General features: G+C 43.7%; 11 protein-coding genes. 7 read left to right on the top strand and 4 right to left on the bottom strand.

Features of this window, described 5'->3' with window-relative positions:
• Positions 1–180 precede the first annotated feature (180 nt).
• Entirely contained in the window at positions 181–984 is an 804-nt protein-coding gene (locus IEV39_RS00570) for a pseudouridine synthase (protein WP_005288187.1), read from the top strand.
• A gap of 136 nt (positions 985–1,120) precedes the next feature.
• On the opposite strand, the gene IEV39_RS00565 is transcribed toward IEV39_RS00570, so the two are convergent.
• The 3 genes from IEV39_RS00565 to IEV39_RS00555 form a co-directional block, all read right to left on the bottom strand.
• Positions 1,121–3,352, bottom strand: a complete 2,232-nt coding sequence (locus IEV39_RS00565) for an NADP-dependent isocitrate dehydrogenase (RefSeq protein WP_005288190.1) — start codon at positions 3,350–3,352, stop codon at positions 1,121–1,123.
• Positions 3,353–3,679: 327 nt separating this feature from the next.
• A complete protein-coding gene (locus IEV39_RS00560) occupies positions 3,680–5,047 on the bottom strand; it encodes a heavy metal sensor histidine kinase (protein WP_005288194.1) in 1,368 nt (455 codons plus the stop codon).
• A complete protein-coding gene (locus IEV39_RS00555) occupies positions 5,040–5,726 on the bottom strand; it encodes a heavy metal response regulator transcription factor (RefSeq protein WP_005288198.1) in 687 nt (228 codons plus the stop codon). Before IEV39_RS00555 ends, IEV39_RS00560 begins: the two co-directional genes overlap by 8 nt.
• A gap of 150 nt (positions 5,727–5,876) precedes the next feature.
• Here IEV39_RS00555 and IEV39_RS00550 point away from each other — a divergent pair, with 150 nt between their 5' ends.
• Positions 5,877–6,569 (top strand): outer membrane protein, encoded by a 693-nt coding sequence (locus IEV39_RS00550; protein WP_005288201.1) that lies wholly within the window; start codon positions 5,877–5,879, stop codon positions 6,567–6,569.
• Between the two features lie 115 nt (positions 6,570–6,684).
• A complete protein-coding gene (uraH, locus tag IEV39_RS00545; protein WP_005288204.1) occupies positions 6,685–7,086 on the top strand; it encodes a hydroxyisourate hydrolase in 402 nt (133 codons plus the stop codon).
• Positions 7,087–7,122: 36 nt separating this feature from the next.
• On the opposite strand, the gene IEV39_RS00540 is transcribed toward uraH, so the two are convergent.
• Positions 7,123–8,826 (bottom strand): M61 family metallopeptidase, encoded by a 1,704-nt coding sequence (locus IEV39_RS00540; RefSeq protein WP_005288208.1) that lies wholly within the window; start codon positions 8,824–8,826, stop codon positions 7,123–7,125.
• Between the two features lie 170 nt (positions 8,827–8,996).
• Here IEV39_RS00540 and IEV39_RS00535 point away from each other — a divergent pair, with 170 nt between their 5' ends.
• The 4 genes from IEV39_RS00535 to IEV39_RS00520 all read left to right on the top strand — a co-directional run bounded on the left by IEV39_RS00535 (position 8,997) and on the right by IEV39_RS00520 (position 13,867).
• On the top strand, positions 8,997–10,316 hold the full coding sequence (locus tag IEV39_RS00535; RefSeq protein WP_032883187.1) for a D-alanyl-D-alanine carboxypeptidase PBP6B: 1,320 nt from the start codon (positions 8,997–8,999) through the stop codon (positions 10,314–10,316).
• Between the two features lie 93 nt (positions 10,317–10,409).
• Positions 10,410–11,696: an NAD(P)/FAD-dependent oxidoreductase gene (locus IEV39_RS00530; RefSeq protein WP_005288213.1), complete on the top strand. Its 1,287-nt coding sequence runs from the start codon at positions 10,410–10,412 to the stop codon at positions 11,694–11,696.
• 125 nt (positions 11,697–11,821) lie between these two features.
• Positions 11,822–12,304, top strand: coding sequence for an FKBP-type peptidyl-prolyl cis-trans isomerase (locus IEV39_RS00525; RefSeq protein ID WP_004770302.1), 483 nt, complete (start codon positions 11,822–11,824; stop codon positions 12,302–12,304).
• A gap of 120 nt (positions 12,305–12,424) precedes the next feature.
• Positions 12,425–13,867 (top strand): cryptochrome/photolyase family protein, encoded by a 1,443-nt coding sequence (locus tag IEV39_RS00520; protein ID WP_005288217.1) that lies wholly within the window; start codon positions 12,425–12,427, stop codon positions 13,865–13,867.
• Positions 13,868–13,890: the final 23 nt, after the last annotated feature.

Below are 13,890 nucleotides of genomic sequence, written 5' to 3'. Positions count from 1 at the left end.
CCTCATGTATTTAGCGATTATGTCGATGCCTTCTGTGGCAAGCTTTCGTTTTTTATTACATGAAACAGTTTAGTTCAAAACAGGTTTTTTTGAGATTTATACGGGAAATAACAACATTTTCCCATTAAATAAAAACCTTTATTGTTATGATGCCGCCCATAGCCAAAGCAGTATACAGATATGAAAATAGTCGTATTAAATAAACCTTTTGACGTTTTGTCACAGTTCCGTGAGGATTCCGCTCATCTCACCCTCTCCCACTTTATCCATGATCCTGATTTACGTCTTGCGGGCCGACTTGACCTTGATTCAGAAGGACTGATGTTTCTGACCGATCATGGTGGTCTGAATCAATACATTACCAATCCGGCCAATAAGAAATTTAAAACCTATCTTGCGCAAGTCGATGGCGATGTGACTGAAGAAGCATTGGAACAACTTCGTAAAGGCGTCGAACTGGCTGATGGTATGACGTTACCTGCCAAGGCATTGAAAGTAGATCAACCAGAATGGTTATGGGATCGTGATCCTCCTGTGCGTTACCGTGCCAATATTCCGACCAGCTGGATTGAACTGCAAATTTGTGAAGGCCGTAACCGTCAGGTACGTCGTATGACTGCTGCGGTAGGTTTCCCGACGCTACGTTTGATCCGGACCAAAATCGGTGCAATCGATCTGATTCGCCTGGGCTTACAACCCGGTGAGCAAACTGAAATTGAACCGTTACTTTATCCTGATTTTAAAGACTTGCCTGAAGATAAACCGTATCGCTCTCGTTCTTATGTGAAAAAACCAGGTGGTACAGGTGGCAAGCCAATGCACCAGAAGAAAAAAGAAGCTGACAAAAAAGACGGCGACAAGAAAAAATCAGGCACCAAGCGTATCTGGCAAATGGATGAAAGTGAAAAGCCACGTCGTAAAACCAATGGTACAACGCGTCCAAACACCAAAGCACCGCGTGGTCGTAGCCGTAATGGTCGTTAATCTTTAGAGATTATTTTAAAGCCCACGATAGTGGGCTTTTTTTATGGGGATCATCTAAGACATCATCCACAAAAAAGCCGATGCTTTCGCATCGGCCTTTTTATACCACCAACAAAACTGTCAGTAATATTTAAACTTAAGCTGTTTCAAGTGCTGCATTCAATGTTGCGCTTGGACGCATGACTGCGCTTACTTTTGCAGGATCAATGGCATAGTAACCACCGATATCAGCAGCTTGACCTTGTACTTGAGCAAGCTCAGCAACAATCTTCTCTTCATTGTCAGCAAGTGCTTTCGCAAGTGGAGCAAACTTCGCTTTTAACTCAGCATCTTCGTCTTGAGCAGCCAATGCTTGAGCCCAATACAATGCCAAGTAGTAGTGGCTACCACGGTTATCCAACTCACCGGTACGACGTGATGGAGACTTATCGTTATCAAGCAGTTTACCTGTTGCCTGATCCAGTGTCTTGGCAAGCAATTTCGCGCGGTTATTGTCTTCTTTAAGACCCAATTCTTCTAAAGAAACAGCCAATGCAAGGAACTCACCCAAAGAATCCCAACGTAAGTGGTTTTCTTCGACCAACTGCTGAACATGTTTCGGAGCTGAACCACCTGCACCAGTTTCATACATGCCGCCACCCGCCATTAACGGCACGATTGACAACATTTTCGCAGAAGTACCCAATTCCATAATCGGGAACAAGTCAGTCAGGTAGTCACGTAAGATGTTACCGGTTACAGAAATGGTATCTAAACCACGTGCTACACGCTCAAGCGTATAACGCATTGCACGTACTTGTGACATGATCTGGATATCAAGACCTGTGGTGTCATGATCTTTCAGGTATTTTTCAACTTTCTTGATCAATTCATTTTCGTGTGGACGGTACGGGTCTAACCAGAAGATTGCTGGCATGCCAGAGTTGCGTGCACGTGTTACTGCAAGTTTCACCCAGTCACGAATCGGTGCGTCTTTCACCTGACACATACGCCAGATGTCGCCTTCTTCGACATTCTGGCTCATCAACACTTCACCCGTGTCTAGATCCGTAATGTTGGCAACGCCTGCTTCAGAAATTTCGAAAGTCTTGTCGTGTGAACCGTATTCTTCCGCTTTCTGCGCCATCAAACCAACGTTTGGCACAGTACCCATGGTACGTGGGTCGAAGTTACCATTCCACTTACAGAAATTGATCATTTCCTGATAGATACGCGCGAAAGTTGATTCAGGCATCACTGCTTTACAGTCGTAAGGTTTGCCGTCAGCACCCCACATTTTACCGCCACCACGGATCATTGCAGGCATAGATGCATCTACAATCACGTCATTTGGTGAATGGAAGTTGGTGATGCCTTTTGCAGAATCAACCATCGCCAGTGCAGGACGGTGTTCTTGGCAAGCATGTAAATCTTCGATAATTTCTTCACGCAGTGAAGTCGGTAAAGTTTCGATCTTCTCGTAAAGACCGGCCATACCGTTATTTACGTTTATGCCTAACTCATCAAATAATTTGCCGTGTTTTTCGAAAGCATCTTTGTAGTAAATTTTCACACAGTGACCGAATACGATCGGGTGTGAGACTTTCATCATGGTTGCTTTGACGTGTAACGAGAACAGGATGCCCGCTTCACGACAATCTTCAAGTTCTTTCTCATAGAAATCGCAAAGCGCTTTCTTGCTCATGAACATTGAATCGATGATTTCACCATCCTGAAGTGCAACTTTTGGCTTCAGCACAATCGTTTCACCAGACTTGGTGATGAGCTCCATCTTGACATTACGCGCACGGTCTAAAGTCATTGATTTTTCACCGTGGTAGAAGTCGCCTTCATCCATGTGAGAAACGTGAGTTTGTGACCATTGTTTCCACTCGCTCATTGAGTGCGGGTGTTTTTTCGCGTAGTTTTTCACAGCAGCAGGTGCACGGCGGTCAGAGTTACCTTCACGCAATACCGGGTTAACTGCCGAGCCTAGGCATTTGCCATAACGCGCCTTAAGTTCTTTCTCTTCTTCAGTTGCTGGATTTTCTGGATAGTCAGGAATCGCATAGCCCTTCGACTGGAGCTCTTTGATACATGCGGTCAACTGAGCCACAGAAGCACTGATGTTTGGAAGTTTAATGATGTTGGTATCTGGATCTTGCGTAAGACGACCTAACTCCGCAAGGTTATTGTTTACCTTCTGTTCATCTTTAAGGTAATCTGAAAATTCTGCAAGTACACGTGCTGCAACTGAGATATCACTTTTCACAATCTCGATGCCAGCAGGCTTGGTAAAGGTCTCAATGATCGGTAGCAATGAATAGGTCGCCAATAACGGCGCCTCATCAGTCAGTGTATAAATGATTTTTGACTTTCCACCAGCCATATATAGCCCCTTGTGTTGGATTGAGTTATGGAAAACTGCGCTTGTGGCCCAGCTCCTAGAACCGATTTGCTTAAAACAAACTTGAGAGTATCAGCGTTCGTAGCATACTAGTCAACGCCCTATCCCGTGATAACGACATTTCGCTAAAAAATACTACAATTATATATAATAGATACTGCAAGTTCATATAATTTGGGCCAAATGTTGCCTTTTCAACTACAAAAGCTTTATCTGGCAGAAAATGCCCAGCAAACTGATCATTTAGCAAACAAATAGGTGTTGATAAATAAATGTGCCCTATTTTGTCAGAATTTCATGAAAATTAGGTTAAGGCTTTAGTGGTAATCGCAACCTAAATGTGACGCCTTCAGGCTGATTTTCAACTTCAGCACAACCACCATGTAACTGCATAATTGATCTGACGATGGCCAGCCCTAGCCCGCTGGTTTGAGCTCTGTTATGTCGACTCTCATCAACTTGATAAAAACGGTCAAATAGATAAGGCAAATGTTTTTCATCAATCCAGATGCCATGCGTCACAATATCAATCACACAATCCATCTGTTCCCTTTGTACCATTAGGGTAATACGCCCCTGTTCTGCACCGTAGACCACCGCGTTACTGATTAAATTGGCAATCGCACGCTGCATGAGGGCTTCATTCACCTTTAAATTCATTTCATCAGGAAGCTGAAGCATCAAGCTCATCTGCCGTTCTTCGATCAGATAATCAAAATACTCCGTCACATTCCGGATCAACTCTGGAATATTTACCAGACTTTTCTCAAGCCCGTGTTCTCCATATTCGGAACGGGCAATAAATAACATGCTCTCAATCATTTTGGTCAGTCTTTCGTATTCTTCCAGATGCGAATACAGCAGATTTTCCAGTTCCTCTTTCTGACGGGGTTGGGACAGCAAAATCTGGGTTTGCCCCATCAAATTATTGAGTGGCGTTCGCAATTCATGTGCTATATCTTCCGAAAACTGGGCCAGCTTTTGATAATCCTGCTGGATTTTATCCAGCATTTCATTCATGGCATGGCTGAGTTGTTGTACTTCGGTATTGCTGGTCTCAACCTGAATACGGTGATTGAGTTTTTGCACGTTGATTTTACTGGTTGCTGCAATCAACTCCCGCATCGAACGGAATAGGTAATGCCCGACCATAAAACCTAATAAACTTGATAATAGAATGCCCAGCCCACTATAAAAGGCAATTTTCCAGAAATATTGCTTCAGGGTTTGATTGACGGCATACCATTGTTGACCTGCAATCAGTTGATAATGCTGATCGCCATGTTGTACCGATTGAAATGCAAGTCGTGTGGTTGGCTGTTCAGGACTATTGTTCGTAAACTGGATTTTACTGGAATAGTTTAAGTGAGGGATGTTGACGTTTAACGGATTGATTCGGATCAGGTCCTTACCCGCCTCTTTAACGATAAAGATACTGTCCTCATGTCCGACCATATTTTCATACAGCTTGGGATATTTGCCCAAAATCTGCACGGTATAGGCATCGGTTAAAAACACTTCCATGCGTTTAATCCGTGCCGCAAGCGCTTTGTCCTGCTGGATATACACCATTTCACGAAAACTTTGATAAGACAATGTGCCAATACTGATAAAAACCACGCATGAAATCAGACTAAACGCGATTCTCAGACGCGAAGCCAAAGACAATCTATTCATCGTCATGGTCTTCTTTTAAATCGATTTTATAGCCCATTCCTCTCACCGTATAAATCAGCTTGGGAGAAAAATGGTCATCAATCTTTGCGCGTAGACGACGTATCGCCACATCGACCACATTAGTGTCAGTATCAAAGTTGATATTCCAGACCATAGAGGCAATTTGTGTTCGTGTGAGCACTTCACCGCGATGCTGTAGCAATAATTGCAACAGCACAAACTCTTTGGCGGTTAAATCGATTTTGCTCTCTGCACGATGCACTTCCCGACTTAAACGGTTTAAGCTGAGATTGGCAATGCTATAAATTTCTTGTTCAACCTTGGGAACACGCCGTAATAAACTTTTGATGCGTGCCAATAATTCGATATATGAAAATGGCTTAACCAGATAGTCATCCGCCCCCAGTTCCAGACCTTTGACCCGATCCATGACCTGATCTTTCGCCGTGAGCATGAGTACAGGGATTTTTGAAAATGTACGGAGCGTCTGCAACACTTGCCAGCCATCCAGTTTCGGCAACATCACATCCAGAATTAATAAATCAAATGCTTCTTCTTGCAAGCGTGACAAAGCGGCCATGCCATCTTTCGCAATCGCACTGGTGTAGCCTGATTCATTTAATCCTTTTGCCAGAAACTGCGCAATCTTGGATTCATCTTCAACAATTAAAATATGCATCCCACATCTTAACCTTTTTTATTCAGCGCAAAGATTACAAATCGGTAATCCAATTGTCATCATGGTCCCATGCATTTTTTCCTAGCATGTACTGAGGAAATAAAGATTTTTATCGCCCAACACGTCTTCATGAATTTTGGAAAATTGTATATGGACAAGCAATTTATACGCTTCACTTTGGGTTCTGTATTATTGATGACCGCATCATTCAGCTATGCGCAAGATACAGCGCTTTCTGGCTATTATCTCTCTGCAAAAGTCGCAGCAGCCCAACTCAAAGCGGACAATATGGAAACCAGCTTACGCCCGGGGATTGGCAAATTTGTTGCAGGTGACGATCAAAAAGATTTAACCAATGCATCACTAGGGTTCGGTTATGACTTTGGCAATGGCTGGCGTACCGAAGGAGAATATACCTTTAAAAATGATGCAGAATTTACCAGCGGTTCAACTAACTTTCCAAGCAGTCTCAACCATCATAAAGTCGAGACGCAACGGCTGATGCTGAATGCTTATCGAGATTTTGAAGTCATGCAAAATGTCGCTGTATACGGCAATCTGGGATTAGGGGTTGCCCGTACCGAATCTTCAGGCTGGCAAGGTAATTCCTCTCGCCAATATCTTTCCAATACCGAAACCCAACTGGTGTATAGCATAGGTGCGGGTGCAAGTTATCAAGCAATTGACAACCTTAAGCTGGACTTGGGCTACCGTTATGTCGACTTGGGCAAAGCTGATAGCGGTCTGAATAACTTCACCAATGCACGCAACTTGCAAGATGAACAGATGAAAGCCCATCTTTATTCAAGTGAGTTCTATCTCGGTGCCAGATACGCATTCTAAAGTTTAAGGGCACTGATCAACAGTGCTGTTTTGCGTTTATACCGCATGTATTGCCTTCATAACCACTGACGGCAATACATACCAAAACATTGATCAACTAAGATGGAATATTGCGATGTATAAAAATCTATTCGCCATCGCTGCTCTCTCGGCTTCAAGCAGCTTGTACGCAGCGACAAACCCATTGAGTGTGCATGTGCTCAACCAGCAGAATGGTCTACCTGCTGCTGATGTCACCGTTGTGCTCGAAACCCAACAAAAAAACCAGTGGATCGAAATCAATCAGGCCAAAACTGATCAGAATGGACGAATTACTGCGCTTTATCCGGCACAGCGACAGTTAAAGTCGGGTATTTATAAAGTGACGTTTAAAACAGGTGACTGGTATAAAGCCCAACAGCAAAGCAGTTTTTTTCCTGAAATTCCGGTTATTTTTGAAGTTGACGGCAGTTTACCGCACTATCACATTCCATTACTGCTCAGCCCCTACGGGTATTCGACTTATCGGGGCAGCTAATAAAAAGGACGCTAGTCGCGTCCTTTTTAACGAGTCTTATCCCTTCAACCAGCGATCAACTTTTTGCTGGTCTTCAACTTTTAATTCAACCGTGGTCAATTCACTTTCACCCGCTTGCAGTTCAACTTGCAAAAGCTCATCACGACGGAAGGCATAAACCGTAAATGTGCCTTGTTGTTTCGCATACTTGGCTAACAGCTTCTCGGAAGCCTTAACGCCATCAATGGCAAGGATCACATCATTGGCAGATAAACCCGCTTGAGCAGCTGCGCTATCACGACGCACTTGCTGTACCACCACGCCTTCCGCTTTATCTACCACTTTCAAGCCAAAAGCCAAGGCCTTGTCATGTTTAAGCGTATAACTCAATCCGAACTCTGGGAACAACTGATCCAGTGGTAATTCATCGGTGGTATTGATCAAGTGATTGATTTGCTCAATCCAGTTATCGCCTGTCAACTCATGACATAATTCAAAAATGGTGCGTTCATTGACCTGAATACCCTGTTGGGTATTTTCGTATAAACGGCGCATTAATGCATCCAGATTTGAACCACGCAATCGTAAGCCTAAATCTAGACAAAGTGCCACTAAACTGCCTTTGTTATAGTAACTGGTGCCTGCATTATTGGAGTTTTCATCCTGACGATAGAACTTGATCCACGCATCAAAACTTGACTCTGAAACCGATTGAATCAAGCGGCCCGGATTCTGCAAATAACGATCCAGCTGTGCTTTTAACAGCTCCAGATAAGACTGCTGCGAAATCACACCGCTACGCAATAAAATCAGGTCATCATAATAAGAGGTAAAGCCCTCAAATATCCACAATAAACTGGTATAGCCCTCTTTATGTAGATCATAATTGGCAAAGTTTTCAGGGCGAATAAATTTAACTAACCAGGAATGGAAATACTCATGGCTACATAAACCCAAGAAGCGTTGATAATCTTTAGAAGGTTCTTCGGCTTCATCTGCTTTGGGTAAATCGTCGCGCGGTGTAATCAAGCTGGTGCTATTACAATGTTCCAGACCACCATAACTATTGCCCGTTGCCATGGTCATAAAAGTATAGTTCTGGAAGGGCGCTGAACCAAACATATCAATTTCAGTCTGACAGATCTTTTGAATATCCGCCTCTAAACGGCCCATATTGGTCGTGTGTTTCCCTGAAATCACAAACTCATGTGGAATCCCGTTTGCTTCAAAGCTGAAACGACTCTGCTCTGCCAGTTCAAATGGACTATCAATCAATTGATCATAATTGTCTGCTTTTAAGGTAAAACGCCCTTTGACCAGACTCTTGCTTGGTAACCCCGTTGCAAGCTGAAAATGTTTTAATTCATCCGGTAGGAAAACCTCAACTTCACAAGCTGCCTGTTCCTGATCTTGCAGGCCCAAACAGACACAGGCAGGGTTAACGTACAAACGGCTCTGATCGACATAGGCACCACGCACAGATAGATCATAAGCATAGACATCATATTCAACCGTAATCAGTTCATGATCGGTATTGAATAAACGCCAGCGATTTTTCTCAGTTTTTTTAATATTCAGTATACGCCCAGCTTCATCAGAGGCTTTCACCGACTCAATATGTTTGGAAAACTCCCGAATCAGATAGCTGCCAGGGATCCAGGTCGGTAACCACAACTCCTGATTAGGATTGGCAAGAAAACGTAGGGTGACATGAATCAGGTGTTGGCGATAATCGTCGAACTCAATTTGATAGTGCAACATAATTTCTAATCATGAAAATAGGAACGGTTTCACACAGCTTAGCATTTTTTTACAAAGTCATGCGCAGATGTCGTAATTGTCAGCAAAAGTTGCTGGATTCTTCAACAAAAAAGTCATAGCATTCTCCTCTCACATTTAAGGCCACCGGATCGGCAATACAAGGTATGCACGTGAAATTTCTCCTCTCTCTCTTTACGTTGTTCAGTCTCATCTGTGCAAATCTCGCCCATGCAAACTTGCTTAACATTGCACCTGAAACAGTTGAGGCTGAAGCATGGTCCATCATCGATGCCCAATCTGGACAAATCATTGCTGAACACAACAGCCATGTTCAACGCGCCCCAGCTTCACTCACCAAAATGATGGTGGCTTATATCGCGTTAAAAGATATTGAGGCTGGTAAATTACGTAAAGAAGACGTTCTGACTGCAACCCCTGTGGTGAGTACGGTGATGTGGGATGAATCACAAATGTATCTAAAAGCAGGTGAACAGATTTCTGTTGATCAGCTTTTAGCAGGTCTGATCGTGATGTCTGCCAATGATGCTGCGGTAACGCTTGCTGAAAAAATTTCTGGCAGCGTGCCACAATTCGTCGCGCGGATGAATCAGGAAGCCCAGGCATTGGGCATGAAGGATACCCATTTCAGCAATCCAGCTGGGATCACCATGACCGATCATTATTCAACAGCAGCTGACCTCAGCCTGTTAGCCAAGGCCATTGTGAAAGAAACGCCTGAATATCTGTATTATTCTAAAATGCCGAGCTTTAGCTACAATCAACGTTTTCACCATGCCACTAACCTTGCCCTGAAAATGGACCCTACCTCAGATGGTCTTAAAACAGGTTATACCAAAGCGGCAGGTTATAACCTTGCCCTGACAGCAGAACGTCCAACATTTAATCCGCATGTTGATAAACGTCGTCTGATTGTGGTGGTACTGGGAACGCCAAGTGCAGTCAAACGCGCGGAAGTAGCGCATAAGTTAATGAACCTGACCTATACCTATACCCGTGATGAGGAAGTCATTCCAAAACAAAAACTGATTGCAGAATTGCCTGTGATTAAATCAACCTTGAAAATGTTTAAGGTCGAAACGCAGCAACCGACTATCGTCACCACATCGTTATACGGTCAGGCAACACCTATCGACTTAAATACTTTTGATCTACTCACCCAACGCATTCATCTAACCGATGCCAATCAGCAAGTGACGACGGTTGAACCGCTACAAACCACCAATACCCGTATCAATATTGAATTGAATGAACAGCACTTGACTGCACCTTTGACGCAGGCCATGAATCTGGCGACGGTTTCAATTTACCAGAATAACCAGTTGATTCGCAGCTTACAGATTGAAAATGATGTGCAGATTGAAGAAGCCAATATTTTTCAGAAAATTATGCTCTGGTTCTCTAACCTGTTTTCATTCTTTTCGACCAGCGATAGCAAAACTGCCAAACTTTATCCTTTAAATCAAGGGTAAAAAACCAACTTTTTTTATCAAGATTAAACATACATTATTGAAAAAAGGATGGCATAATCCAGCCATCCTTTCACAAAAATAATTAGGTTAATCATGAGCAAAACCTTACATCATATCGTGATTGTGGGCGGTGGCGCAGGTGGTTTGGAACTTGCGACACAGTTAGGTGAACGTTTTGGCAGACGAGAGAAAGCCAAAATTACCCTAGTCGATCAAAATCTCACACACATATGGAAACCGCTCCTCCACGAAATTGCAGCTGGCTCGCTAAACCCTCACGAAGAACAAACCAATTATTTTGCCCATGCAGAAAAACATCATTTTGAGTTCGTGCTCGGCACACTTGTTGATGTGAATAAAGATCAAAAACAAATTACCCTTTCTCCCCCGCAGCTTTCTAAAGAACATACGCCGCTGATTCAAACCCTCAGCTACGACACGCTCGTCTTGGCAGTCGGTTCTGTGTCCAATGACTTTGGTACCGCAGGTGTACGTGAACACTGTCATTTTCTGGATAGCCGTCAACAAGCCGATATTTTCCAGCAGGATTTATTTCACCTCTATATCGAGGCGCAGAATCAGTCAAATGAACGGGCCTTGAATATAGGCATCGTCGGTGCCGGCGCAACGGGGGTGGAACTGGCCGCAGAACTGATTGAAACCACCAAGAACTTCTATCGCTATGGATTAAAGAAAATTAATCCGAAGCAAGTCAAAATTACCCTCATTGAAGCCTCTGACCGTATCTTGCCTGCCCTGAATGAAAAAACGGCAGCGCATAGTGCCAAGCAGCTCAAGAAAATGGGGATTGAGATTCTGACTCAACATAAAGTCCAGAAAGTCGAAGAAACCCAGGTCTACTTCAGTAATGGTAATGTCATTCACTCCGATATTACGGTGTGGGCCGCAGGTGTCAAAGCGCCGAAAGTACTCGAGTCTTTGACTGATTTTAAACGGGACAAGATCAATCGCCTGATGGTGTACGCCACCCTGCAAACTTATTCTGATCCGAATGTATTTGCGTTTGGCGATTGTGCAAATTGTCAGTTAGATGCACGGCAGCCGCCGTTAGGCCCGCGTGCACAGGTAGCGAGTCAGCAAGCAACCTTCCTCGTCGAGGCAATGGCTGCACGTTTATCCGGTTCTCCACAACCGATGTTTACCTTTAATGACAAAGGTTCACTGGTTTCACTGAGTCGTAATCAGGCGGTAGGAGAATTGTTAGGTGATGTCAGCGTACAAGGTTTCATTGCCAAAACCATGTATGTTTCACTTTATCGGATGCATCAGGCCAATATTCATGGTTATACCCAAGCGGGCATGCTGACTATGAAAGATTTCCTGACGCGTCGTGTCCGTCCAAAAATTAAACTGTATTGAGTTGAAATTTGATATTTCGTCTCAATATTTAACTAAATCGTTTCAAAAAGTGGAAAATAGTCAACAAAAGCTGTTTTTCACTTTATGATATACAGTTAAAACTATTGATGACATGGATTTAAAACATGACTGCTATTGCAAATAACCACGTGGTTTCATTCCACTACACTTTAACAAACGCTGAGGGTGAAACACTTGATCAATCTCAAGGTGAACCACTTGCATATTTGCACGGCGCGGGCAACATCATTCCTGGTTTAGAAAATGCACTTACAGGTAAAACTGTAGGCGAAAAATTCACTGTAAACGTTCCAGCTGCTGAAGGTTATGGCGAATATAACCCTGAACTTGTTCAAGAAGTTCCGGCGCAAATGTTCCAAGGCGTGGACAACATCCAGCCTGGTATGCAATTCCAAGCACAAACTGATGACGGCGTTCAAATCGTAACTGTTAAAGCGATTGAAGGCGACAACATCATCGTTGATGCAAACTTCCCGCTTGCTGGTCAAGACCTTACTTTCGAAGTAGAAATCGTTGAAATCCGTGATGCTTCTCAAGAAGAATTAGATCACGGTCACGTTCACGGTGCAGGTGGTCACCACCACTAATTCATTTTTGAATTAGATGAAAAAAAGCAAAGCTCCGGCTTTGCTTTTTTATTGGCCCTACTTTTATAAAATCAGAAAATCGCTTATGGTCATGTCAATTTCTTTAAAATAAACAGAATTATGTCGACTGCTTATCAACTGGTCTGGTTTCGTCAGGACTTGAGAATTCGGGACCATGCTGCGCTCTGGCATGCGACTCAGGCTGGCCCTACCATCGCGCTTGTGATTTTATCGCCTGAACAGGGGCAATTACACGATGATGCCCCGATTAAAATTGACTTTTATCTCAGACAACTGCAAAGCTTAAAAGACCAACTTGCAAGTCTGAATATACCACTACTGGTTCACAGCATTTCGCTCTGGAAAGATATACCTGAGTATTTCGCAACGCTCATACAGCAACTGCCGATTCAACATGTATATGCCAATGTTGAACTGGGTGTAAATGAATTAAAACGCGATCAGGCTGTACAGAAACTTTTAAATCAGCAAGACAAGGAACTGGTCCTTTTTCATGATCGTACCTTGTTTCCTGTTGGCTCGATCCGCAACCAGTCCAATCTGCCTTATCAGGTATTTGGCGCCTTTAAAAAGACCTGTTATCAGCGTTTACAGCCTGCTTTACCACAATGTTATCCAATACCAGCTCCCCAACAAGCGTTAACGGATTTAAAGCTGATCTCATCAACTGATAGCAAGTCACTACAACTCGAATATCAAAAACATATCCAGCACCCCCATGATCACGAATGGCAGGTCGGCGAAGCCTATGCCTTGCAACAACTCGACCAATTTATTGAGGAACAGCTCAGTGACTATAAAATTGCACGCGATTTTCCTGCACGCGCGGGTACCAGTCAGCTTTCGGCTTATTTAAATATCGGCATCATTTCGATACGCCAGTGTCTGCAAGCCCTGTTCAGAGCACAGCAGGGCCATTTTGATATTCAATCCGATGCCCAGCAAAGCTGGCTGGATGAACTGTTGTGGCGGGAATTTTATCAGCATATCCTGTTTGATTTTCCGCGTGTCTCACGGCATTTACCCTTTAAGCAATCAACGCAGAATATCCCTTGGCGCGATGATCCCGTCGCTTTACAACAATGGCAGCAAGGTCAGACTGGCATTCCGATCGTTGATGCGGGTATGCGTCAAATGTTGGCAACTGGCTGGATGCATAATCGGGTACGGATGATTTGTGCCATGTTTCTGAGCAAAAACCTGCTGATTGACTGGCGTAAAGGTGAACAATGGTTTATGCAACACCTGATTGATGGCGATCTGGCAGCCAATAACGGTGGTTGGCAATGGTGTGCTTCGACCGGTACAGATTCCGCCCCTTATTTCCGTATCTTTAACCCGGTAAGCCAATCACAGAAGTTTGATCCTGAGGGTGAGTATATTCTGAAATGGCTGCCCGAGCTGGCCCAACTTGATAAAAAAACCATCCATGAACCCTATGCAAAAAAGCACTCTTTGGCGCTGGATTATCCCCACCCCATCGTTGATTTAAAGCTCAGCCGTGCCCGTGCCATCGAGGTATTCAAAGCGCATTTATCCTAGTTACATAAAATAAAATTTATTTG

Source organism: Acinetobacter courvalinii, assembly GCF_014635545.1.
Lineage (GTDB): Bacteria > Pseudomonadota > Gammaproteobacteria > Pseudomonadales > Moraxellaceae > Acinetobacter > Acinetobacter courvalinii.
The sequence above is the reverse complement of the archived record's forward strand: the minus strand, read 5'-3'. Positions and strand labels throughout refer to the sequence as shown.